General features: G+C 54.7%; 17 protein-coding genes. 11 read left to right on the top strand and 6 right to left on the bottom strand.

The window, feature by feature from the left end; genetic code table 11:
* Positions 1 to 21 precede the first annotated feature (21 nt).
* The gene (aroC, locus tag BMX45_RS14955; protein WP_090910346.1) at positions 22 to 1,080 is read left to right on the top strand and encodes a chorismate synthase; all 1,059 of its coding nucleotides are present in this window, start codon (positions 22 to 24) and stop codon (positions 1,078 to 1,080) included.
* A gap of 109 nt (positions 1,081 to 1,189) precedes the next feature.
* On the opposite strand, the gene BMX45_RS14950 is transcribed toward aroC, so the two are convergent.
* The 3 genes from BMX45_RS14950 to BMX45_RS14940 form a co-directional block, all read right to left on the bottom strand.
* Positions 1,190 to 2,314, bottom strand: coding sequence for an NADH:flavin oxidoreductase (locus BMX45_RS14950; protein WP_090910345.1), 1,125 nt, complete (start codon positions 2,312 to 2,314; stop codon positions 1,190 to 1,192).
* Between the two features lie 116 nt (positions 2,315 to 2,430).
* On the bottom strand, positions 2,431 to 2,742 hold the full coding sequence (locus BMX45_RS14945) for an ArsR/SmtB family transcription factor (RefSeq protein ID WP_090910344.1): 312 nt from the start codon (positions 2,740 to 2,742) through the stop codon (positions 2,431 to 2,433).
* Positions 2,743 to 2,909: 167 nt separating this feature from the next.
* Complete coding sequence (locus BMX45_RS14940; RefSeq protein ID WP_090910343.1) at positions 2,910 to 3,128, bottom strand: helix-hairpin-helix domain-containing protein; 219 nt, start codon at positions 3,126 to 3,128, stop codon at positions 2,910 to 2,912.
* A gap of 317 nt (positions 3,129 to 3,445) precedes the next feature.
* On the opposite strand from BMX45_RS14940, the gene BMX45_RS14935 reads away from it, so the two are divergent.
* Both BMX45_RS14935 and fhuB read left to right on the top strand, forming a co-directional pair.
* Complete coding sequence (locus tag BMX45_RS14935) at positions 3,446 to 4,480, top strand: ABC transporter substrate-binding protein (RefSeq protein ID WP_090910342.1); 1,035 nt, start codon at positions 3,446 to 3,448, stop codon at positions 4,478 to 4,480.
* The gene (gene fhuB / locus BMX45_RS14930; RefSeq protein ID WP_090910341.1) at positions 4,477 to 6,582 is read left to right on the top strand and encodes a Fe(3+)-hydroxamate ABC transporter permease FhuB; all 2,106 of its coding nucleotides are present in this window, start codon (positions 4,477 to 4,479) and stop codon (positions 6,580 to 6,582) included. The genes BMX45_RS14935 and fhuB overlap by 4 nt, the downstream gene beginning before the upstream one ends.
* A 142-nt stretch (positions 6,583 to 6,724) precedes the next feature.
* On the opposite strand, the gene BMX45_RS14925 is transcribed toward fhuB, so the two are convergent.
* A complete protein-coding gene (locus BMX45_RS14925; protein WP_090910422.1) occupies positions 6,725 to 7,657 on the bottom strand; it encodes an ArsR/SmtB family transcription factor in 933 nt (310 codons plus the stop codon).
* A gap of 147 nt (positions 7,658 to 7,804) precedes the next feature.
* Between BMX45_RS14925 and BMX45_RS14920 the strand changes: the two genes are divergently transcribed.
* A complete protein-coding gene (locus BMX45_RS14920) occupies positions 7,805 to 10,573 on the top strand; it encodes a glycoside hydrolase family 2 protein (RefSeq protein WP_090910340.1) in 2,769 nt (922 codons plus the stop codon).
* 156 nt (positions 10,574 to 10,729) lie between these two features.
* Here the strand turns inward: BMX45_RS14920 and BMX45_RS14915 are convergent, their stop codons facing one another.
* Both BMX45_RS14915 and BMX45_RS14910 read right to left on the bottom strand, forming a co-directional pair.
* Positions 10,730 to 13,420: an S-layer homology domain-containing protein gene (locus BMX45_RS14915; protein WP_090910339.1), complete on the bottom strand. Its 2,691-nt coding sequence runs from the start codon at positions 13,418 to 13,420 to the stop codon at positions 10,730 to 10,732.
* A gap of 209 nt (positions 13,421 to 13,629) precedes the next feature.
* Positions 13,630 to 14,292, bottom strand: a complete 663-nt coding sequence (locus BMX45_RS14910; RefSeq protein ID WP_090910338.1) for a M50 family metallopeptidase — start codon at positions 14,290 to 14,292, stop codon at positions 13,630 to 13,632.
* A 139-nt stretch (positions 14,293 to 14,431) separates the two neighbouring features.
* On the opposite strand from BMX45_RS14910, the gene BMX45_RS14905 reads away from it, so the two are divergent.
* The 7 genes from BMX45_RS14905 (at position 14,432) to BMX45_RS14875 (ending at position 23,966) form a co-directional block, all read left to right on the top strand.
* Positions 14,432 to 16,333 carry a TerB N-terminal domain-containing protein gene (locus BMX45_RS14905; RefSeq protein ID WP_090910337.1) on the top strand — a complete coding sequence of 634 codons (1,902 nt, stop codon included), beginning with the start codon at positions 14,432 to 14,434 and terminating at the stop codon, positions 16,331 to 16,333.
* A gap of 62 nt (positions 16,334 to 16,395) precedes the next feature.
* A complete protein-coding gene (locus BMX45_RS14900) occupies positions 16,396 to 17,733 on the top strand; it encodes an ATP-binding protein (RefSeq protein ID WP_090910336.1) in 1,338 nt (445 codons plus the stop codon).
* The gene (locus tag BMX45_RS14895) at positions 17,730 to 19,949 is read left to right on the top strand and encodes a DEAD/DEAH box helicase (protein ID WP_090910335.1); all 2,220 of its coding nucleotides are present in this window, start codon (positions 17,730 to 17,732) and stop codon (positions 19,947 to 19,949) included. Before BMX45_RS14900 ends, BMX45_RS14895 begins: the two co-directional genes overlap by 4 nt.
* Entirely contained in the window at positions 19,915 to 20,754 is an 840-nt protein-coding gene (locus BMX45_RS14890) for an aminoglycoside phosphotransferase family protein (RefSeq protein WP_254778083.1), read from the top strand. Before BMX45_RS14895 ends, BMX45_RS14890 begins: the two co-directional genes overlap by 35 nt.
* Positions 20,755 to 20,928: 174 nt before the next feature.
* Positions 20,929 to 21,948 carry a LacI family DNA-binding transcriptional regulator gene (locus BMX45_RS14885; protein ID WP_090910333.1) on the top strand — a complete coding sequence of 340 codons (1,020 nt, stop codon included), beginning with the start codon at positions 20,929 to 20,931 and terminating at the stop codon, positions 21,946 to 21,948.
* A gap of 120 nt (positions 21,949 to 22,068) precedes the next feature.
* Positions 22,069 to 23,058, top strand: coding sequence for an ABC transporter permease (locus BMX45_RS14880; protein ID WP_012818460.1), 990 nt, complete (start codon positions 22,069 to 22,071; stop codon positions 23,056 to 23,058).
* A 23-nt stretch (positions 23,059 to 23,081) separates the two neighbouring features.
* Complete coding sequence (locus BMX45_RS14875) at positions 23,082 to 23,966, top strand: carbohydrate ABC transporter permease (RefSeq protein ID WP_090910332.1); 885 nt, start codon at positions 23,082 to 23,084, stop codon at positions 23,964 to 23,966.
* The last annotated feature ends 10 nt before the right edge of the window (positions 23,967 to 23,976 follow it).

Genomic DNA, 23,976 nt, shown 5'->3' with positions numbered 1-23,976 from the left:
AAGTATTCGGGAGGTAGGGACATGGCAGGAAGCACGTTTGGAGAACGATTGAAAATGACTACGTTCGGGGAATCGCACGGAGAAGCCGTCGGCGTCATTTTGGAGGGCGTCACGCCTGGCGTCGAGCTGGATGAGGCCTACATCCAGATTCAGATGGATCGCAGAAGGCCGGGGCAATCCTCCGTTACGACTCCCCGCAAGGAATACGATAAGATCCGCATTGTATCCGGGCTATTCGAGGGGCGAACCACGGGCACGCCACTGTGCATCATGCTGAACAACACCGACATGCGCCCGTCGGCATACGACACCATCAAATCGGCCTACCGGCCCGGGCACGCGGATTTCACTTATGAGAAAAAATACGGGATACGCGACTATCGAGGAAGCGGAAGAGCTTCGGGAAGGGAGACGGCTGCGCGAGTGGCAGCCGGTGCCGTGGCGCGCAAGCTTCTGGAACGCCGGGGCGTCTCGATCCTGGCCTATACGACGGAGATCGGCGGCATCCGATGCGAGCAATTCGACGTCGATGCCATCGAACGCAATGCTGTTCGGGCTTGTGATCCTGAAGCGGCCGTTCGCATGATCGAAAGGATAGAACGACTGGCCGAAGAGGGCGACAGCTGCGGGGGAATCGTCGAATGCCGTATCAGCGGAATCGCTGCGGGATTGGGAGAACCCGTATTCGACAAGCTTGACGCTGAGCTGGCAAAGGCGATGTTGTCCGTGGGAGCGATTAAGGGCATTGAATTCGGGACGGGCTTCCAAGCCGCCTCCATGCGGGGAAGTGAACATAACGACCAGATGGACGCGGAGGGGTTTCGGACGAACCATGCCGGCGGGATCATCGGCGGGATCAGCACCGGGGCGGACATCGTGTTCCGAGTCGTCGTCAAGCCGACATCCTCCATATCGATTCCCCAACGGACAGTCGATGTGGAGGGGAACGAACGGGAGATAACGACGATCGGCAGGCACGATCCATGCATCTGCCCTCGTGTCGTACCCGTAATCGAAGCGATGGCTTGCATGGTCATCGAGGATCATTACAAGCGGCAAGCCGCTTTGCATGACGAATAGCAATGAACAGCATACGGCAAAAAAACCGGAAGCAGTCTGCTTCCGGTTTTGTATTTGAAGATCTAATGCGGCTCTCAGGTCCCAAGGGGGCTGGGGAGCTGAAATCGCATTAAACCAGGGTTTGCAAGGATTCCGGCGTGAATGGGGCAAGCTCGTCGAAACGCCCGTCTCGAACCTTGGCCGCCCATTGCGGATCCGCCAGCAGAGCACGGCCGACGGCAACCAGGTCAAATTCATGTTCCTCAAGACGACTCAGCAGCTCTTCGAGGTCTCTTTGGCCGGCACCTTTACCTTGGGTGAAGAGGCTGGTGAATACTTCATCGAGACCGACGGAACCGACGGTGATGACCGTTTTTCCAGTCAGCTTCTTGGCCCATCCGGCAAAGTTCAGGTCAGAGCCTTCAAATTCAGGCTCCCAGAAGCGGCGGGTCGAGCAGTGGAATATGTCGACGCCAGCGTCTGACAGCGCGGTTAACAACTGCCCCAGCTTTTCAGGCGTATCTGCCAGCTTGGCTTCATATTGGGTCGTCTTCCATTGGGATAGACGGATGGCAACAGGGAAGTCAGGACCCACCGCTTGACGGACTGCCTTTACGACTTCGATCGCAAAGCGGGCACGCTTCAGCATGTCGCCCCCGTATTCATCGGTACGCCGGTTCGTTCTTTCCCAGAGGAATTGGTCGATCAGGTAACCGTGGGCACCATGGATTTCTACCCCGTCAAAGCCAAGTCGTTTGGCATTCGCGGCTGCATCGGCATAAGCTTGAATCACCTGCTCGATTTCATCCTTGGTCATGGGTTTCGTGACGACGTTGCCGTCCAGGTCAAGTCCGGATGGCCCGATCGGAAGTGCTTCCGGGTTAGGCTCGGCACCTAGCGGTCTTGTCATGCCGATGTGCCAAATTTGCGGCATGATCTTACCGCCGGCTTCATGGACCTGACGGACCACCTCGGCCCAGCCGTTCAATGCGGCCTCTCCATGGAAATTAGGTATATTAGGGTTATCGGTAGCCGCCGGGTGGTTAATCAGCGTTCCTTCGGTAATGATCAATCCGACGCCGTTCTCCGCACGCCGGCGGTAGTAAGCGGCCACATCCGGGCCCGGAACGCCATTCGGGGAGAAGCCTCGGGTCATGGGAGCCATCACCACGCGGGAAGGCAGGGTAAGGTTACCGATGGTATAGGGCTCGAATAGGGATGCGGTGGATCGGATACTTTGATTTTGGTTGCTCATGTATGGAATCCTCCAATATGTTTAATATGCTTTTCTGTATTTTCATAAAAATAGATATATATGATAAAAAGAAAGAGCTTTTAAGCTTAATCTTCAGGTTGATTTGCTTTTTAAGCCTAAAGCTCTTCCTTGAGTTGTTCGATAAAACGCTTAATGCCCTCCTCATTACGTCTGTAATATGTCCACTGGCCCGCTCGATGGGATTCCAGTAGACCAGCCTTTTGCAATTTTACGAGGTAGCCAGAAACGACCGACTGAGCGAGTCCTGTTTTTTCTGAAATGGAGCCCACGCAGATACCGCCATGAAAATCACATTTGGAAGGCATGTGCTCCTGCGGATCAAAATGTTCTTCCGGGTGCTTCAGCCACTCCAGGATTTTGAACCGGGACTCGTTTGATAGTGCTTTGATGGTTTGTAAGGTATCCATAAACTCATTATATCTATTTTTATAGAAATGTAAATATGCTTTTTATGAATGTTCTGCCTTCGGTAAGGTTTGACGTATTGGAGCAAAAATAAACGTGATGGATCCCTGAACCTTTTTGCGGCTTGGGGATCCATCCTAAGTAGGTACCTTATGTATTCACTCTTTTTTTATTCTTTGAAGGCCAGACCCTTCTCGGCCAAAGCGGCGCGCAATACTCCGATCGCCTTTGGACCAACTCCGTGAAGCGCAAGCAGCTCTTTCTCCGTCGCCCGGGTAAGATCGGCAAGCCGATGATAGCCGGCAACGATCAGGGCTCGCCGTGCCGGATTGCCGGCTTTAACGGGAAAGTCGCTCTCGGCCGCAGCTGCAGGGGGGTTGTCACGCATGGAAATCCCTCACTTTTTCGGTTATTTGTCAAAAGAGCCATGGACTTCCGCGGATGAGTCGATGGCTGAGATTAAGCGTGCATAAAACAATCAGTAAGATTATGTTACAGAACGACTTGGCTGTAAAGAGTTAATCCGGTCTTCATTGCGAAAAGTAAACGATTCATGAAGGGTTCAGATAATCTTCATAAATCTATTGACATTATCAATGAGAATGATTATCATTGTGCTGAGTATTGATAATGATAATTGTTCTCAATAATTATTATTAATAAACAATATCTACAATACATAGAGGGTATAGGGGGAGAAATTCAATGCGGAGTATGAAGGGTCTGGTATTTATTGTATTGATATTTGCCGTGGTTTTAGCCGGCTGCGGCGGGGGTGCGGCATCCAATGAAGGAAGCGGCTCCACGGCAGCGCAGAATTCGGATCAGGGGGCCGCACAGGGCGGGGATAAAACCGAGGCCGCGCCGGAGACCCGAACCATCAAGCACGCGATGGGCGAAACGAAAATTACGGGTGTTCCGAAGCGCGTGGTGGCGCTGGAATGGCTTTATGCAGAAGATGTTCTTGCGCTGGGCGTTCAGCCTGTCGGCATTGCAGACATCGAAGGGATGAAACAGTGGGTGAACATTCCGGTGGAGATCGGTTCGGACGTAACCGATGTCGGCACTCGCCAAGAGCCGAATCTGGAGCTTATCGCTTCGTTGAAGCCGGACCTGATCATCGGTTTGAAATCCAATCTTGAAGCCGGTTTTGAAACGTACAACAGCATCGCGCCAACATTGGTGTTTGATCCTTATCCGGCTGAGGGACAAGGGGATCAGTATGAAGAAATGATCAATACCTTTAATACGATTGCTGACGTGCTTGATAAAAAAGATGAAGCCGCAAAAGTGCTTGGCGATTTGGATCAAACCTATGCCGATGCCAAATCCAAGCTTGAAGCTGCGGGCATGACGGAAAAACCGTTTGCGCTGGCGATGGGGTACAGCAACCAGAATGCGGCGGTATTCCGAATATCGACGGATAATTCCCTGGCCGTAAAAATTCTTGAGCACATCGGGCTGACCAACGCCCATAAGCCGGGTCAATTTGAGGTCTACGGATTCACCACTGCGGACGTCGAGGCGCTGCCGGCTCTTCAGGACGCGAATTTCCTGCACATTATCCAGGACAGTGACAACGTCATCGAGAATCAATTGAAGGACAATCCGGTTTGGAAAGGCCTGAACTTTGTTAAAGAAGACCGCGTGTATGCACTTGGCGGTGACATGTGGCCTTACGGCGGCCCGTTGTCTGCCCAGACCATGGCTCAAAAGACAGCTGACCTGCTCACGCAATGAGTTTCGGCGAGAAACCAGCTCAAGGCTCCACGCCGGTGAGCATCCATCCGGCCCCGCCTGTTGCCTCAGGTAGGGGCTGGAAGCCGTTATGGATGCTGGCTGGAGGCCTTGCGGCACTGCTATTTCTTACGTTTATCAGCTTAACACAAGGGCTTGCGGATATATCGGTCAAAACGGTTGTGCAGGCGCTGGTGTCTCCGCAGGATATTGCAGATCACCACCTGATCCGCAGCGTGCGCCTTCCGCGAACGGTCATGGGCCTGCTGGCGGGCGCGGCCTTGGCGGTGTCCGGCGTGCTCATGCAAACCGTAACGCGCAATCCGCTTGCCTCGGAAACGACGCTTGGCGTGAATGCGGGCGCTTATTTGGCTGTCGTGGCCGGGATGATCTTCTGGCCGGGATTGCTGCACCAATATGCCCTTCCACTGGCAGTGGCAGGCGGAACGCTGGCGGCAGTAGCCGTCTATGCGCTGGCTGGCAGGACGCACGGCTCTCCCTTGCGGATTGCATTGTCCGGCATGATCGTAACCCTGGTCCTATCGTCCGTCACGAGCGCACTGCTGCTGTTGAATCAGCAGACAACACAGGGCATTTTACTATGGGGTTCGGGCTCGCTGATCCAGAACGATTGGGATGGCGTAGCTTTTTCATGGCCGTGGATCATCGGCGGGTTAGTCGTGTTATGCATGGCGGTACGCCAATGGGACATCCTCACGCTCAATGAGGAATCGGCCCGCTCCCTCGGCCAAAAAGTCGGCACCACCCGCTTGCTTGCCATGGGGGCAGCTATCGTGCTGGCCTGCGTGACCGTAAGCGTAGTCGGTCCGATCGGCTTTATCGGGTTAATTGCTCCCCATTTGGTCCGCTTGTCCGGCGTAGTCCGGCATGCAGGATTAATTCCGCTGGCCGCGTTATGGGGCTCTGCTCTGCTTGTCGGGGCCGACACGGTGGCCAGGATGTTCGTGAACGCCTACGGGGAGCTTCCGGTCGGAGCCATTACGGCCATGATCGGTGCCCCTTGCCTGATCTGGCTTGCGCTTCGGGTATCCCGCTCGTTGATCGGGGGACGCGGAGCCTCGGGGGGATCGATGATGGCGGGCACAAGCCTGCGCCGGATTCCGTATCCGGCCCTGGTTGCACTGTTCAGCGTGCTGCTGGTGCTCGTCTGGGTGTTCAGTCTGGTGAGCGGCAGCTTGCGCATCCCCTATACGGAAGTGGTGGCCGTGCTTACCGGAGGCGGCGAGGAGATGTATCGCCAAATTCTGCTGGACTTCCGCCTGCCAAGGCTGCTCACGGCCGGCTTGTCCGGCATAGCGCTGGCCGTCAGCGGCAGCCTGCTGCAGAATGCGGTCCGCAACCCGCTGGGCGATCCCCAGGTGATCGGGGTAACCAGCGGGGCCGGAGCCGGGGCGCTGCTCCTGATGGTAGGCTTCCCGCAATTGTCGGCCGGCTGGGTACCGGTGGGCGCGGTGATCGGGGGAATGGCTGCCGCTGCGTTGGTATACGCGGTGTCCTGGAAGAGAGGGCTTCACCCGACAATTCTTACGCTGGTCGGCATTGCCGTCGCCGCGCTGGGTTCCGCCATCATCAATTTGATGATTGTCCATGCGAAGGTCGACGTTGCGCCCGCTTTATCCTGGATGGCGGGAAGCACCTATAACCGGGGCTGGACGGAGGTGCAACGGATTGTTCCGGCGATCCTCATCCTGCTGCCTTTGGCGGCATGGCTCGGACGGAAGGTGGATCTGCTGACGTTTAACGAAGAAAGCTCCACCGGACTTGGACTGAATGTGCGGAATACCCGGATGTATGTCGCGATCATTGCGGTGCTGCTGGCTTCTATCGCTGCCGCGAACGTCGGCTCGGTCGGTTTTATCGGGCTGCTTGCGCCACACGCCGCCAGAATGCTGGTCGGTGCCCGTCACCGGCAATCGATGGTGATTGCGGCGCTGCTCGGCGGAATTCTGCTGGCTGGGGCAGACTGGATCGGCAGGGTGGTCATCATACCGAAGGAGCTGCCTTCGGGTATCGTTACCGCGCTCCTGGGAGCACCGTATCTGTTATATTTAATGGGGAAATCCAATAAACTGAAGAAGAAATAAACCGTTAGGATTATAATAGCGTAAGAGGCTATTCCATCGTCGCCAAGGGGTGACATGGAATAGCCTTTTTGCGTTCTATCGCCCCTGTACTGCTGGGGACGGCCAAGTTGACGATCATTCCGTTCGTCGTGGCGTATGAGGATCAGGCTTCCGTGTACCGCACAAAAGACAGGATGATATCCTGCGGATGATCACCGAAGCCCGAACCGTAAAGATTCAGTCCGTTTGGATATTCCGCGTCTTTTTTTACCTCAAAGCGGACGCGGATCGGCCGGTTAAAGGCAAGGTCCAGCGAATCGATGGTCGTGGCACTGGACGCATGGCCGTCGACCTGGCTGCCTTGTTTCGTCACGCGCCATTCCGTCAGCATGCCGTACTCGCTGCCGCTCCTCCATTTATCCGGGGTAAGCTTCCCTTTGCGGTCGCCAAAATCACCGGGGCTTCTCCAGGTGCCTACAGGTAGGCCGTTGATGCTGACGGTGATGTCGGACGGCCATTCCTGCTGGAAGGAAGGGGCCTCGGAGCTCAGCTCCGCGCGGATGCGCAGCTCATCGAGGGCAGCACCGGGCGGCATGGGGTTCGCAAAATAATATTCGATGTATCCCGCCCCCGAGAACCAGAGGAGCGCAGCCTCCGTTCGTTCCGGCATGTAAAAGGCGCGCGGATCGTCAGGCGATCCGATCAGCGAGCCGTCCCGGGCCGCCATGCCGCACGTAGGCTCGATGCAGCAGTGGGAAAACATGCCGATCGGCATGTGGATTTCTTCCGTGCGCTGCAGCCCTTCTCCCGGCTTCGAGGGCAGCTCGAGAAGAATGGAGCGGCAGGTGACGGCGCAGATTTTTTCCCGATTCGCACCTTGCGAAGAGACGATCAGCTCCGCTTGCTCCAGCATTTGGACATTAATGGACACCGTAGGCTGGGCAATCCCCAGCGCCTCCGCCAACTGACCGACGCTCATCGGTTTATCGCCGAGCGCTTCAAGGATGCGGACCCGGACATCGCTGGATAAGGCTTTGGCGACTTCCACGATCCGGGATGCCGGATAACGGTTGGTTTCCAGCTTCGATTCGTTCATAATTCCCTTCCTTTTCTGAAGCATTGTAGTGACTCCAAGTGTACAATAAATTTATTATATTGTAAAAGTATAATGTACATTGCAATAATTATATATAGATGCTAGAATAGGGGCAAATTCAGAACAAGGAAAGGTTGTGTTCGCTTCATGAAGATTCCTGTGGCAGCGCCCATCCGTACGGAAATTCCACGTCCCGAGTATCCGAGACCGGATTTTGAACGAAAAGACTGGCTGAATTTGAACGGGCCGTGGTCGTTTACGCTCGAGACCGGCGGCGCTTTGGAGCAAGGCGGCGCGGGCTCGAAACAGTTGCAAGGGGGAGACGCAGGGCTTTTTGATTCGGAGATCACGGTGCCGTTCTCGTGGGTCAGTCCCTTATCCGGCATCGCACGGGACGAGAAGGGAGTCGGCTGGTATCGCCGGTCCGTGAAATGGGAGCCGGCCGAGAAACCATCGCGGATCTTCCTGCGATTCGGCGCCGTGGATTATTTGTGCGACGTATGGGTCAACGGCAAGCATGTCGGCTCGCATCAAGGCGGATACGGAACCTTCGAGTTTGAGGTGACAACCGTTTGGAATACGGAACAAGACAATATTCTCGTGGTTCGTGCCGAGGATTACGACCATAACTACCAAGCCCGCGGGAAACAGGGGTACGGCGAGATCAGAGGGATTTGGCAGCCGGTTTGGCTGGAGGCCCGGCCGAATACCTACTTGGAGCAAGCAACCTTTACGACTTCCATGGACGGCCGCGTCGAGTTGAAATCCAAAATCCAGGCGCAGGAAGCAGGCGCCGTGACACTCGGACTCTCGTTCGCTGGAGGCTCGATCACCCATCAGGCGGAGTGGGAGCTGCAAGAAGGCGCGAATGAAATAACAACGGTTTTCCAGGTCGATGACCCGAAACTGTGGAGTCCCGAAACCCCGTATTTATACGAAGGGGAGCTGCGCTTGGCGGGTTCCGCCGGCGAGGATGTCGTTCATACTTATTTTGGAATACGCGAGATCGGGACGGCGAGGTTCAACGGCCGGGATTACCGCTGGATTACGTTGAACGGGAAGCCGGTATATTTAAACGGAACGCTGGACCAGTCTTACCATCAGACGGGATTCTTCACTTACCCGACGGATACGGAGATGCGGGACGAGATTTACCTGATGAAACGGCTCGGGCTGAACTTCGTGCGGATTCATATTAAGCCGGAGGAGCCCCGTAAGCTGTATTGGGCGGATAAACTCGGGATTCTGGTGATGGAGGATATGCCGTGCTTCTGGGGCAACCCGGACGAGACGGCGCGTTCCGCCTATGAGCGCGAGGCGCTGGAAGTGATTGAACGGGACCGGAATCATCCGTCGATTTTTTCGTGGGTTATGTTCAACGAAACTTGGGGGCTTCGCACGGATAGCGAGGCTGCCGGCCTGACAGGCGGCGAAGGACAGCAACATTATTATCTCCCGGAGACGCAGGAGTGGGTGCGGGAGAAGTACCGCTGGGCCAAGAGTGTTGACCCTACCCGAATCGTGGAGGACAATTCGCCATGCAATTATGATCATGTGGAGACAGATATCAACACCTGGCATTTTTATATCAACGGTTATGAACCGCTGCGGAATCATATCGAGGAAATTGTACGGAAGACGTATCCGGGATCGGAGCATAACTACATCGGCGGCAACCAGCAAGGCGATGCTCCGCTCATGAACAGCGAATGCGGAAATGTGTGGGGAATCGAAGGGGGAGCCGGGGACAGCGATCTCGCGTGGCACTATCGTTACATGCTGAACGAATTCCGCCGCCATGATAAGCTGTGCGGCTTCGTGTTCACGGAATTCCGCGACGTCACGAACGAGTTCAACGGCTATTATCGGCTGGATGGGACGGACAAAAAATTCGGGTACGAGGATTTTGTGCCGGGCATGACAATCGCCGATCTGCACACGCCGGACTTTATCGTGATCGACGCACCGCCTTGCCAGACGCTGGACCAAGGGGCTGAGAAGACCATACCGCTGCTGCGTTCCAGTTATTCGGATCAATATCACGGGCAGAAGCTGACCGTAGCCTGGGAGTTATCCTATGACCGGCTTGGCACGAAGGTCGTGGCGGATCAAGGAAGTCTGGAAGTAGCCTGGGACGGCTACGGCGTGGCGCCGCTGACCGAACTGCAGCTTCGCATGCCGGAGGCCGATGCGGTCGCGATCCTCGGTGTTCGTCTCTTGAATGCAGCGAACGGTGTGGTAACGCGCAACTTTACGACGTTTGATGTGCGTGGCGGAGAGGCACAGGGGAACGACGGAGTGGAAGGCAGAATCGTAAGCATCCCGGTTAACACGTTCCGTGAGCAAAGCTTTGCCTACATGTGGGAGGCGCTTCTGGGCTCCAAAGTAAACGGCGGCGGTGAAGGGCGGCTCGTCTATGACGTGCAGCTGCCGGACCATGAGGAACAGCCGCTGATCCGCGATATCGACATTGTTTTCGAGGCAGGCGCGAAGCGCTTATTGGCCAGAAATATCGAGGGCGCGCGGCAACGTGCTCACGGAATCGACTTTATGCACGGGGCGTCGGCGGACGTGGAATATAATCGAAGCACCTATTATATGACGGATGAAGAGCTGCATGAATCTCGTGTATCGGTGTGGGTGGACGATGTCAAAATCGGCGAGGCCGTGCTCGCGGATGACCCTGCCGACAGCCGGGGCGTGCTGTCGTGGCACTATCAGCCGGTTCATAACCTTCTGGAAGAGGCCGGTTCGTACGGCTATCTGTGCCAGGCGCAGGTGCCGGGCAGACTCGCGGCAGAGCTGGACCGCAAGCGGAGCTTCCGTCTGGAGCTGCGCACCGAGGAGGGCGGCATCAGTTTGTATGGTCGGAATGCAGGCCGTTATCCGATCGATTTGCTGGTGCGGTGCCGGTGATATAAGAAAGGTTGATGAAGGGCAGCCTTGAATTTAGTGGTGAGGAATGTGGGAGGCGATCATTGGCGACCGGCCCATGGACCGACCTAGGGAACAGCAAAGGAGCATCGTTGTAGCGTAAGCTACAACGATGCTCCTCTTTTAGTTAACTCCTACTTACGGAGTCGGCTGCCAGGTTTCAGACGGCGTAAACCCGTCAGCAACATGGTCCTGGTCGAACTCCAGGATGGTGACGTATTGACCGATGATGTTGTGATTTTCATCGTATAGACTCAGGTACACGACTTTATCGTTGACTATTTTTTCATTATCATAGTCGGATTGGTGGTAGTACCCCCCGGTGAGCTGTACCTCTCCCGAACCGGATGGAATCGGGCGCAAGCTGCTCATTTGGTAAGCTTGGTACCCGTACGGCTGCAAATTGCCCTTCAATTCGTCTACGCTCAATCCCGAAGGGAGCGAGGAGGTCGGCATGTACATCTCATACGACCCTTCCACGAAGAATTTGGCTGTCGGAAACTCGGCGCGAAGCTTGGACATGTCCGCATAGACGAGATAACCGTACTTAAACGGCGTGGTGAAGTTTCCTCCGCTCAAGAAGAAATCGATCAATTCCTGCTTGGTAACGGCAGAAGCCCGCAATCCGATGTCGTTGGTCAGCACCGGCGCCGTCGTGAAATCGTATTGATAATCGCCGGAGTCTACAACCGCACCGTCGCGAAGAATCTCTACCCTCCAGGTACCTGCGGTATCCTTGGTAAATTTGCCGTCCGGCAGGTTACAGCTGGTATATTGGCAGGTCAGGAACGGCGTGGAAGCGTTCGGCTCATATAAGAGAACCGTGTACAGTTCCCCCAGCTTGATTCCGCCTACATTGCCTTTAATGAGGTTGTAGTACATCTTTTCCCCTACCAGCACTCCGTTGTTGCTGTGCGTCCCCTTGTGGGAACCGATCTTTAGGCCCTCTTGGATCGTTCTTGGGTATTGAATGAAAATTTCGTAGACCTTCTTGCCGATTCCGTCTCCGCTCGTGACGGTCAAGCGAACCCGTACATCCTTCATGCCTTTGATCTCCAGGTTGAATGCAGGATTCTCGTCGGTGATCGTCCCGGAAGCCAAGGTATTCGCTCCATCCTCCCAGACGGTATAGTCTACCTTGTTGTAAGTCGCTTTCGTGACAGATACCGTAGCCTGTACGGGTTGCGTCATACTGCGGTCCGTCACGATGCTGTATTCGAACGTGTCCGGACTAAAGCCGGTGACTCCCGTAGTGTACTCGTTCGCATCCAACTGGTTCATGGTGAAGCCGGATACGGTGAGATCCACCAGACGGGCGTCTCTGCACTGGTCTGCCGTTCCTGTGCAAGGAACGGGTTCTCCGCCGTTTCCGCCACCGTTGCCTGGTCCCGGGTTGCTCCCATTATTGCCGCCGTCGTTTCCGCCGGAGCCGCCATCCACCACACCGCCGCCGTTGTTGCTGTTGTTGTTGCCGCTGCCTGCCGTGCTGCCGCTTGCGGGCGGTGCCGATATCGTGTTTGCCGCATCGCCGGCAACCGCGCCAGGGCGCTTCTGGAATGTAGAGCCGGCGGCATCCGCGTTAACCGTTGCATTGGCGATGGTGCCTTGACCAAGCAGTTTGGCAACAGCGTTCAGAACGAGATCCATGACCGAAGCATTGGCATTGACGTTGATCTCCGTGTTTTTGGCTCCTTCTTCCACGTTCAACTGCTTAACGGACCCGCTAGGGATGCTGACTTTGATGTCCGATGAAAGCACGCGAACATTCTCGAATTGGCCGACAAGCTGAACCTCGGAGCCTTGAGGCATGTTCTTCGCGATTTCCACATTGGCGAATCCGCTGTCGGTCACGCTGGATTCCTCAAGCTTGACCGGAGAATGGACAACCACATGCTGAATCGCGGATTGTCCAACAACAACGACACGCACGGTGCCGGTTTGCTTGTCGACGGATACGCGAACCAATACAGAGTCCTCGAAGTGGACCGAGTTGGCTCCGCCGCCTTGAATGGTCGTGGTGCCTTTGACGTTTACTTTTTTGAAGAAGGCATCACCCTCTCCGACGGCCTCGGTCAGCGTAAGGTTCCCTTCGATCACCACATTTTGAAGGGTAACGCCCGGCGCGGCTACGATGACATTCCCTTTGATCGTTTCGACGCCGGCAGCCGGTCCGTAAGTTCCAGCCTTATCGTATGTAATATCCGTCGGAACCTTGTACTCCAGTGATTTATCGAGCAGGGTAACGGCCTCCGCGCGAGTAAGTTTGCCCTGCGGATTAAAGTTCCCTTTGGCGCTGCCGGTGATAACGGCTTTCTCAGCCAAGGCGGAAACCGCCGGTTTACTCCATTTGGAAATGGAGGAGTCGTCCTTAAAATCGGTTGCAGGCACGGTTTCGGCGGAGACAAGCTCCGTCAATTTGGCCACCATGACGGCGGCTTCTTCGCGAGTAACCGTATGGTCCGGGCGAACCGTATTGTCGTTATATCCATCGATGTAGCCTGCTTTCACGGCTCTGGCGATTTGGTCATAAGCCCAATGAGAAGTTTCCAAGTCCTTAAACGAGATGCTGCTTGGTTCGGATACTTCAAAAGAACGGTTGATCAGCGTTACCAATTCGGCCCGCGTTACAGGACGATCGGGGTTGAATTTCCCGTTGTAGCCCTGAAGCAGACCCTGATCGGACCAGCTGCGCAGCCGGGTTTCCGCCCAATGTCCTTGAAGATCGTCCGCATCCGGTTGTGCGGCCCATGCCGTCGTCATGATGGACAGCGAGAAGATGAGCATGATCATGACAAAGACGGGTTTCTTTAGTTCTTTCGTGATGTGCATTCTAGTAGCCTCCTGGTAAGATTTTATATGAATATAGTTCTTGAAACCCTCTTCAATCATTGCTAAATACCTAATATGAGATTAAAATACTAGGACTATGTTATTATATTTTGGAATATTGATAGAGTCAAAGAAAATATTGGAACGAAAAAAGACCATTTCCATCATGGAATGGTCTTTTATATTAAATATAAAGCAATCACGATTCGTTACCGCTTCTTCCAGAACAGCTGGAGCGCCACCTTTGCGCACCATAGGGAGAACAGCAGGAACAGCAGCGCCCAGGCGAACGCCGGGAGCACGGTCATGTTGGCCAGGTTGGACGCGTCGCCCGCTTGCTTGGGTTGGGTCAGCGCCATGGTCAAGAGGGTCAGCGGACCGACCACGGATTCTTCCAGCACGAGAAAGGCGAGCAGCAGATAATAGAAGTTGCGGACCTTATCGCCGAGGAAATAGAAAATCAGATTCACGATCATAAATATGATAAGCCACCATAATCCGTAACCGGCGCGAACAAAGAAAATGATCATGATGAGAGCTAGCACGGTAATGGTGATCAGGCCGGTAGCCTGTTTTTTCTTGGCATAGCCGTAGAACATCAGAATGGCGAACAGGGATGCCGACGTATAGCCTGCAAGCGAGACCACGATCGGACTCCAGCCGCCGGAAGCCAGCATGGAATAGGTGACGCCGCTGTGGTCGGGATTCAGCTCGATGCTGAGCACCCGGCCCGACATGAGAAGGGTCATGGCGGCATGCCCCAGCTCATGGATCATCGTATCCAGGATACGGAACCAGGAAGAGAAGGGGATCAGCCTCGTCAGAAAAGCCGCGCCCGTCAGAAATAACAATGCTTTCAGCCATTTATTCATTCGAAGGTCCTTTCAGCATAAAGTCATTCGCTAGACTATCATTCCGTCCATTATAATACAGATGAGAAACATGTGAAAACTCAGGTGGCGCCCATAGGTTAAATGGTATAATTGAAGTTGTGACGGAGGTTCATGTTCGATGAAAAACGATAAGCCTAACAACGACAATCACATAGATTCGATAAGACATACTACGCACGTGACCGACCAAGGGATTCGTTTTGCCGAATTCGAGCTGGCCGGTGATGAGCAGGATATTCCACTGCCGGAGAAGCGGCCGGGCCATAAGGAACAGGAGATCGTTATTCCTAACGCGCAAGCGAAGAATTCCCTGATTGTGAAGCCGCAGCAGCCGCTGGACATGAATTGGGGCGAGGACTTCCGCTATGTGACCAAGGAACAGCAATTCGTGCAGAAGGCGAGGGAACTCGCATGGCATGTGGAGGACGAGGCCCCTTTCGTAGCCTTCAAAAGCTATTGGCCGACCTACGACCAGATGGCCAGCGACCAGTTCAAATGGTATTTTTACTGGCGGGAGGAAGTAAGGTCCGGGCGGTACCCGGATACGGACCTTTCCTATCTTTTTGTCTATTTTTACGAGCTGATCCATGGCGTGGGCTGGAGCGATCCCCTGCAGGGCTATGCATTGATGGAGCAAGCGTGGACGGCCTACCGCAAGCGTTATGCCAAACTGGATACGTATCTGCGGGAGTGGTTATATGATTTTATGATCGTGCATGGCCTGGATATGCCGATCCGGGAGACGTACCAGCGTTTTCCGCGCGTCTTATCCGCTGAGCTGAAGGAGAAGGAATGGAAGCGCCGGTTCTCCCTCCAGCCGGTGGAGCTGACGTGGGAGCTGCTGCTCGATTTGCTGGATTATGACGTGGAGAAGAGCCGTTTTTACCAGGAGAAGGGACGCAAGGACCTGGAAGGGTACGCTCCGAAGGTGATTGCACTCGTGGACAGCTATTGGGCCAAAATGAAGGGGCAGCGTCTTATCGACCGCTTTCAGCCGCGGCCCCGGCAGGTGAAACGACATTTATTCCGCAGCGCGGTGTACGATCACGGGTTATACGGCCGAACCGTCGTGCTGACGGTGGTGTCCTTAAGCGAGCACGCTCCTTTACGCTCCTATATAACCGGGCTGGTCCGCTTGACCGAGAATAAGCTGCGGGAATTGAGGGGCTTCAAGGGAAGGCTGCGCGGAGCGGATGCGGTAGAACCCGAAGTGGAAGAGATCATCACCCGTTATCTGAAAAAAGAGATTCAGGAGCAGATGGAGGCCGAGCGCAAGCAGAGCCTGCCTGAGGTTCAGATCGATACGGGGAAGCTGCGCCGCTTGCAGCGGGAATCGGACCAGGTCCGCGACATGCTGCTTACGGAGGAAGCCGGGCAGCAGGAGGTTGAAGCGGAGAACAGCCGATCTGCAGCGGAAATTGTAACGGATGCGGGGGCCTTTTCGGGCTATGGGGGACATGCAGCAACTAACAGGAGAACGGGTGCGTCTTCAAAGGGGCATTCCTCTCCAAAATCCGCGGCGAAGAACCCGGAAGTGTTCCAGGCAGTGATGGATTTTGATGCGGTTATTTATGAAGAGACGCCAGTTCCAGAGGAAGCCCGGAATGAAGCTAAGGAGCAAGAAGCGCTCGTTGTGATCGAGAAGGAAGAAAAGGCAATCGCTGCTTCGGAGGATGAAGGAACAGCGCTCGCTGCACCCGAGAGTAAGGAACCATCCGTCCCGGCGGCTGGTAAATCATCTGAGGGTGCGGTGGTTTGGAATACGGACGGACTGGATGAGGATTGGCAGGAGCTCGGAGAGCGTCTTAACCTTATACACTTGGAGGTTCTGCACGCCCTCAAGTCCGGATCGAACCGAACACAGCTGCAGCGGATTGCGGAGCAGGCCGGCTCCATGCCGGCGCTGCTGCTTGATGAGATCAACGAGGCCGCGATGGATACCGTCGGCGATCTGCTGATCGATGGGGAGTCCATTGCGGATGATTATATAGATATGCTGGAAACATTGAAGTCCGTATAACCGGACGGATTGACATCGATGGGACTCGTTATGACTGTAAGATGCTTGAAAGAGGTGGAACCATGACGGAACTGAAAATACCGAAGCGGCTCACGACCGCCCTCGTGAACTCTTTGACGGCCGGGGTCGTGCCGCGGGTGGGGCTGGAGTTCATTGCCGTCGGCCGCAAGCCGGAGGTGGAGTCGATCCTGCGCGACATGGATAATATCGCCGAGGGCGGCGCCGCCTTCCGGCTGATTACCGGCCGCTACGGAAGCGGAAAAAGCTTCCTGCTGCAGATCATCCGCAACTACGCGATGGATCGCGATTTTGTGGTGGCGGATGCGGATCTGTCGCCGGAGCGGCGGCTTGTGGGCACGAAAGGGCAAGGGCTTGCCACATACCGCGAGCTGATGACCCATCTGTCCACGAGAACGCGTCCGGACGGAGGCGCGCTGGAGGCCATTTTGCAAAAATGGATCGCCGCGATCCAGCAGGACATCATGCAGGAGACGGGCCTGCGCCCGGATGACCCTGTGCTGAACGATAAGGTGGAAACGCAGATTTATGCCGTGACGAACGGCATGCAGAATCTGGTGCACGGTTTTGATTTTGCGAAGGTCCTCGCTGCTTACTGGAACGGCTATAAGCTTGGCGACGATGACCGTAAGGGAGCTGCGCTGCGCTGGCTCCGCGGGGAAGTTCCGACGAAGACGGAGGCCCGCAAGGACCTTGGCGTCGGGGTCATTATCGATGACGACAATTGGTACGATTACATGAAGCTGTGGTCCGAATTTACGGCGGCCATCGGGTATAAGGGATTGCTGCTGTTTATTGACGAAGGGGTTAACCTCTACAAAATCACCAACAGCGTGTCCCGCCAGAGCAACTATGAGAAGCTGCTGACCATGTTCAACGACACGATGCAGGGCAAAGCGGAGCATCTGGGCATCTATATGGGCGGAACGCCGCAGTTTGTCGAGGATGAGCGCCGGGGACTGTTCAGTTATGACGCGCTGCGCTCCCGCCTGATCGACGGACGCTACGGCAGCAGTTCGCTGAGAACCTACACGTCGCCTATCCTGAAGCTGGACATGCTGTCGTATGAGGAGATTCTCATCCTCCTGCAAAAGCTGCGCGACATCCATGCCTTGCATTTCAAGTACGAAGCGCAGTCGACGGATGAGCAGCTGATCGCGTTCATGCAGACGGCCGTGAACCGGCTGGGAGCTGAGGAGCTGCTAACCACCCGCGAGGTGGTGCGGGATTTCATGGATCTGCTGCATACGCTGCATCAGCATCCGGAGGCGACGTTTGAACAGCTGTTAGGCGAGCGGGCCGCAGCGCAGCCGCAGGGCAAAGGGCAAAGCGATGTTCCTTCGGACGATCTAGACGATCTGCTGGCGGAGTTTGAATTATGAGCGCGAATCCTTTTTCCAGACTGGCCCCGTTCATTCAGGAGTTTATCTATAAAAAAAGATGGGACACGCTTCGCGAGGCGCAGGTGGAAGCCTGCCGCGTTCTGTTCGATACGCCCAATCATCTGCTGATCGCTTCCGGCACGGCATCGGGCAAGACCGAAGCCGCATTCTTCCCGGCGCTGACGGAGCTGTACAACATGCCTTCCAGCTCGGTCGGGATCCTGTATATCGGGCCGCTAAAGGCACTGATCAACGACCAATTCGAACGCATCACCGATCTGCTGAAGGAAGGCCAGGTGCCGGTATGGCATTGGCACGGCGACGTGTCCCAGGCCGAGAAAACGAAGCTGATGCAGAAGCCGTCGGGCGTGCTGCAGATTACGCCGGAATCGCTTGAAGGGCTGCTCATGAATCGTCCGAACGCCATCCCGGCGCTGTTCCAGGATTTGCGGTATGTCATCATTGACGAGGTGCATGCTTTCATGGGAGCCGACCGGGGCATTCAGGTGCTGAGCCAGCTGACCCGGATCGAGCGGATGGCTTCCTGTTCCCCTCGCCGCATCGGGCTGTCGGCAACGCTCAGCGATTACGAGACGGCAGCCGGCTGGCTGGGCGCAGGCACGAAGCACGCAGTCGAGGTCGTTTCGCCGCAAGGGGGGCGGAAGCTGCGGCTGTCGGTTGAGCATTTCTCCTTCCCGGATGCCCGGGACGAGAAGCAGGCGGAGCAGCTGGAGCTTGCTCGTAAAGCTTATTACGATTTCGTATATGACAACACCCATCTGAAAAAAGCGCTGGTCTTCACCAACAGCCGTTCGGATGCCGAGCTGACCACGCTCGAGCTGCGGCGGATTGCGGCCAAGCGCGAGCAGCGGGATGTCTTCCACGTGCATCATGGAAGCATCTCCGCCATGCTGCGCGAGGAAGCCGAGGCCGCGCTCCGCGAAGGCCCGGGGCCAGCCGTTGCGGCGGCCACCCTGACACTGGAGCTCGGCATCGATCTCGGCGAGCTGGAGCGGGTGATCCAACTGGGCGCGCCGTACAGCTGCTCCAGCTTCGTTCAGCGGCTGGGCCGCTCCGGCCGGCGCGGGGATCAGGCCTCCGAGATGATGTTCCTCTGTCCGGAGGACGAGGACGAGGAGGCCATGCTGCCTGCGCGCATGCCGTGGATGCTGCTTCGGGCCATTGCCGTCATTGAGCTGTACATTCGCGAGAAATGGGTCGAACCGCTGGCCCTGCGGAAGAAACCGGTGGGCGTGCTTTACCATCAAACGATGAGCACGCTCAAGAGCATGGGCGAGGCTGAGCCGCCGGATTTGGCGAGAGCGGTGTTGACGCTGCCGGCTTTCCGCGGCATTGAGCCGGAGGAATACAAGGAGTTCCTGCAGTATTTGCTCCAAACGGACCATATCCAGCGGACGGAAGAAGGCAGCCTGATCATCGGCCTTGGCGGGGAGAAGATCGTGAACAACTACCGCTTCTATGCGGTGTTTAAGGACGATGAAGAGCATGTCGTCTATAACGGGTCCGAAGAAATCGGATCGATTACGACCGTGCCGCCGCCGGGCTACTGCTTCTCGCTCGCGGGCAAGCTGTGGAAGGTGGAGGAAGTCGATACGAAGCATAAGGCCCTGTACGTGAAGTCGGCCAAGGGCAAGGTCGATACGTTGTGGCTTGGCGCAGGCGGCGATGTGCATACCCGCGTGGTGCAGAAGATGCGGGAGGTGCTCGCTGACAGCGCCATCTATCCGTACCTGGCGCCGGGTGCGGTGAATCGCCTGGAGCGGGCCCGCCGACTTGCTCGGGAGAGCGGACTGCTGAAGCAGGTGGTCTTACCGGCGGGCGGCGATTCTCTATTCATTCTCCCTTGGGCAGGCAGCAAGCAGTTCCGAACGCTGGAGCGATTGCTGAAGCATAATCTGTCGGAGCGGCTGGCTCTCCGATCTATCGTGCCGATGGAGCCGTACTATATGGTTGTCGCGGGCAAGGTCGATAACGAGACGCTGATGGAGGAAATTAAGCAGGAATTGGCGGACTGCGAGGACGCCGGCGCGCTTCTCGATCCCGACGAAGCGCCGTATCTCGGCAAATATGACGAGTTCGTCCCGCCGAAGCTCGTTCGCACCGCTTTTGCCGCCGACGGACTGGATCTGGAGGGGCTGGCAGAGGCGCTGGGGATGGCACGTGGAGCAGCGGGAAGGGGAGCTGCGGATGTGTGACAAGGAAGAAATACTTCCCGGTGGAAATGTTAACGAAGTCGTACGTATCGGAAATAACGTTCACCGTACTACGAAATGGAGTTCCTTCGTGCATGACTTGCTTCGACACTTGGATAAGCAGGGTTTTGAAGGCGCCCCTAAGTTCATAGGCATTGATCATAGCGGTCGGGAGATCTTGTCCTACATTCCTGGCGAAGTGCCGGGAAACCAATATCCTGATTTTAAACCCTATATATGGTCGGACCATGCCCTTATCCAGAGTGCAGCGTTGTTACGGCGATATCATGACGCCGTACAAGGCTTTACAGCAACTTCAATCCAAATGGAGTCTGCACATAACTCTCAGGCTTCGGTGGAATGGGACGATGAAGTGATCTGTCACAATGATGCCGCTTTGTACAATATCGTGTTTAAAGACGAAGTACCGGTTGCACTGATCGATTTTGATTTGGCTGCACCAGGTCCGCGTATCTGGGACATGGTTTATATGCTGTACACCTCAGTCCCGCTGGCAAGCTTTGCAATAGATTACACGACAGGGACATCGATACCTTATCGATCCGAATTGCATGCTGCGGATCGCACGAACAGAATATCGCTGTTTTTTAAATCCTATGGCATATCACCGCCTCCCAACTTGAAAGAATGGACTATAAGACGCCTCAAGGCATTATGCGATACACTTACAACCGGTGCGGCACAAGGCAACAAGGCTTACCAGAACATGATCGATGAGGGACATGTGGCCCATTACGAAAAAGAGATTCAATTTCTGCAGGCACACTTTGATGAGTGGTACCGATGAAGGGTACGATTTGAAGAGTGCCTGCCTTTTTTCATATTATCCCTCCAAGGGTTGGTGAGCATAACTGAAAAAAATATTTGTAACCCCTTCCAAAAAAGCATTGTGTTCACCTCACATATGTGGTAACTTATGAACATAAAAACGTTTTTATCGCAAAGGAAATGGAATGGTTATATGGGTAAAGTAACGATCAAGGATGTGGCAAGAGAAGCCGGAGTCTCCATTTCTACGGTTTCGAATGCATTGAATGACGTAGATGTATTGAACCCGGAGACCAAATCCCATGTGCTGAAGGTGGCGGAGCGGCTCAATTACGTACCTAACCTGAACGGAAAGCTGTTGAAGTCGGGCAAGACCAAGATGCTGGGCTTCTTTACAACAAGCGTGTCAGGGCCTTACTTCTACACATTGGTGGAGTCGATGTCACGGGAATGTGACCGTCTGGGTTATGGTTTGAACGTGTTTGTGACGAAGGATAAGCAGGTGATCATGAGCAATATTATGGGCGGCCGGGTGGACGGCGTCATTATCTTCGAAGAGCTGAAGATCGACGACAAAGACATCGCTGCCATGGAGAAGGATAAGATCAAGGCCGTTTTCCTGGATCGCGAGGTTCAGAATGAGACGATGGGCAGCATCATATTCGACTCTTACGTAGCCGGTTATGAAGCAACCAAGTACCTGATCAGCCTGGGGCATAAGAAGATTGCCTACATCTCCGGCGTGGATACGATGTTTGACAGCGTGCAGCGGAAGGAAGGGTATCTGGCTGCGCTCCGGGAGTGCCAGTTCCCGATCGAGGGAGACTACATACTGCAAGGCTATTTCGAGGAAGAGGGTTCCTATAACGCCGTCAAATCGTTTCTTCACTTACACCCAGGCAAAGTGCCGGATGCTTTTCTCGCCGGTAACGACGTGAGCGCCATCGGCTGCATCCGGGCCCTGAAGTCCCACGGATACGAGGTTCCGCAAGACGTCAGCGTCGTGGGCTTCGATGATATCGATATCGCGCAGTATTTTACGCCGCCTCTATCGACCGTTCGCAACCAGATTGCCAGACAGGGAATTCTGGTCGTGGATCATCTGGTGCGCATGATTCAGAAGAAAGAGAAGGGCAAGATTCAGAAGCTGCCGGGAGAACTGGTCGTTCGCGGCTCCAGTCATGTGAAGATGAACCGGAATGAACCGGTTTAGCTGAAGGGAACGATTGCGTCAAACTGTTTTTTTAAATGATTTTTAAAATTTGGGGTTTTTTTCGCAAAAAATAAAAACGTTTTTATTGCGAAGCGTTTTTGATCAAAGGGGGTTAAGCAGGTGAGCAAAACAGCTGCAGTTCAGTCAACTGGCACGGGAGCGGTTCAACCCACCGGGAAGAAGCCCATGGGGCAGAGGATCAAGGAATTCTTTATGGATTACAAGCGGCAATGGGAGCTTCAATCGATGATCATTCCCGGCGTCATCTTCATGTTCATCTTCTGCTACATACCGATTTACGGTTTGACGATTGCGTTTAAAAATTACACCGTTATCGATACGCTGGATTCCGCGCCGTGGGTCGGCCTGGACAATTTCAAGATCATTATGTCGGACAAGTATTTCTGGGACTCCGTCGTCAACACGCTGGGCATCAGCTTCTTGAAATTGGCGATCGGCTTTGTCATTCCGATTATTCTGGCCATTATGATTTACGAGGTTGGCATGGGGCGCTTCAAAAAATTCGTCCAAACCGTCTCGTACCTGCCCCACTTCTTGTCCTGGATCGTATTGGGCGGCATGCTCATTACTTGGTTCTCGACATCCGGCCTGTTCAACGAAATTTTGCTTGCTCTGGGGCTGATCTCGCAGCCGCAAAACATTTTGCTCGATCCAAGCAAGTATTGGTGGATTGCAACGCTGTCGGATATTTGGAAAGAGGCCGGCTGGGGAACGATTCTGTACCTGGCGATCATGGCCAAGATCGATCCTACCTACTACGAGGCCGCAAGAATCGACGGGGCCAGCCGCTTGAGACAAATCTGGAACATCACCCTGCCGAACATGAAGATGATTATCAGCTTGAATTTGATCCTGACTGTAAGCGGTTTATTGGGATCGAATCTGGATCAAACCTTGGTGCTCATGAATTCGCAGAACCGGGAAAAGGCCGAAGTCATTAACTCGTACGTGTACCGGATGGGTATGACGCAGGGAGATTTCTCCTATGCCACAGCGGTTGGTTTGGGCGTATCCATCATCTCCGTCATTCTGCTCGTTACGGCGAATAAGGTGACCAGTAAATTAAACGATAATCAATCCGTTCTATAGGTCATGCAGAAGGGGGTATAACGGTGAATTTCAAAGCAGCAAAAGGAGATCTCGACAGCCGGATCTTTGATACGATCAACATCATTTTACTGGTTACGTTTACGATCATCATCGTCGTTCCGTTATGGAACGTCGTCGTCTCATCCTTCAGCTCGGGCAGATCCCTTGCCGAGGGCGGGTTCATCTTCTGGCCTACCGAGTTCTCCCTTGAGAATTATCAGGCCGTGTTCAGGGATGCCAACATATGGAATGCCTTCTTCATCTCGGTGGCCAAAACCGTGATCGGGGTCATCACGCACGTGTTCTTCTGTGCCATGGTGGGTTACGGCTTGAGTAAAAAATACGTCCGCGGCCGCAAGTTTTACGTGGCGATGGGCGTTGTCACCATGTTTTTCTCGGGCGGCATGATTCCTACGTACTTGTTGATCAAGGACTTGGGGCTGCTAAACAGCTTCTGGGTCTATATCATCCCGGCTCTGTTAAGCTTTTACGACGTTATCATTCTGATGAACTTCTTCCGCAACGTGCCGGATTCGCTGGAAGAGTCGGCAAAGATCGACGGCGGGGGCGACTGGAGAATATTCCTGAGCATCTTCATTCCGCTTTCCATGCCGGCTATGGCGACGATTGCCCTCTTTAACGGAGTCGGGCAGTGGAACGATTTTATGACCACCAAATTGTATATCACGGATCAGTCACTGTATCCATTACAGATGATGCTGTATGAGATTATTGTGCAGTCCCAGACCCAATCGATGCAAAATATCGGTTCGGTCGCGATTCAGACGACGACCAAAGGGGTCCAACTAGCAACAATTGTCGTGACGACGCTGCCGATTGTTGTGATGTATCCAATATTACAGAGATATTTTATCTCCGGCATGATGCTCGGAGCTGTTAAGGAGTAGCGAAGCCGCA

This window comes from Paenibacillus sp. cl141a, from assembly GCF_900109305.1.
Classification (GTDB): Bacteria; Bacillota; Bacilli; order Paenibacillales; family Paenibacillaceae; genus Paenibacillus_AQ; species Paenibacillus_AQ lautus_A.
This window is presented reverse-complemented; position numbering and strand designations above follow the sequence as displayed.

Coding starts and splice junctions, on each gene's coding strand:
- BMX45_RS14915 (WP_090910339.1), bottom strand. CDS start 13,420: ATGCACATCACGAAAGAACTAAAGAAACCCGTCTTTGTCATGATCATG.
- BMX45_RS14900 (WP_090910336.1), top strand. CDS start 16,396: ATGACGGAACTGAAAATACCGAAGCGGCTCACGACCGCCCTCGTGAAC.
- BMX45_RS14940 (WP_090910343.1), bottom strand. CDS start 3,128: ATGCGTGACAACCCCCCTGCAGCTGCGGCCGAGAGCGACTTTCCCGTT.
- BMX45_RS14920 (WP_090910340.1), top strand. CDS start 7,805: ATGAAGATTCCTGTGGCAGCGCCCATCCGTACGGAAATTCCACGTCCC.
- BMX45_RS14925 (WP_090910422.1), bottom strand. CDS start 7,657: ATGAACGAATCGAAGCTGGAAACCAACCGTTATCCGGCATCCCGGATC.
- BMX45_RS14950 (WP_090910345.1), bottom strand. CDS start 2,314: ATGAGCAACCAAAATCAAAGTATCCGATCCACCGCATCCCTATTCGAG.
- BMX45_RS14935 (WP_090910342.1), top strand. CDS start 3,446: ATGCGGAGTATGAAGGGTCTGGTATTTATTGTATTGATATTTGCCGTG.
- fhuB (WP_090910341.1), top strand. CDS start 4,477: ATGAGTTTCGGCGAGAAACCAGCTCAAGGCTCCACGCCGGTGAGCATC.
- BMX45_RS14885 (WP_090910333.1), top strand. CDS start 20,929: ATGGGTAAAGTAACGATCAAGGATGTGGCAAGAGAAGCCGGAGTCTCC.
- BMX45_RS14945 (WP_090910344.1), bottom strand. CDS start 2,742: ATGGATACCTTACAAACCATCAAAGCACTATCAAACGAGTCCCGGTTC.
- aroC (WP_090910346.1), top strand. CDS start 22: ATGGCAGGAAGCACGTTTGGAGAACGATTGAAAATGACTACGTTCGGG.
- BMX45_RS14910 (WP_090910338.1), bottom strand. CDS start 14,292: ATGAATAAATGGCTGAAAGCATTGTTATTTCTGACGGGCGCGGCTTTT.
- BMX45_RS14905 (WP_090910337.1), top strand. CDS start 14,432: ATGAAAAACGATAAGCCTAACAACGACAATCACATAGATTCGATAAGA.
- BMX45_RS14895 (WP_090910335.1), top strand. CDS start 17,730: ATGAGCGCGAATCCTTTTTCCAGACTGGCCCCGTTCATTCAGGAGTTT.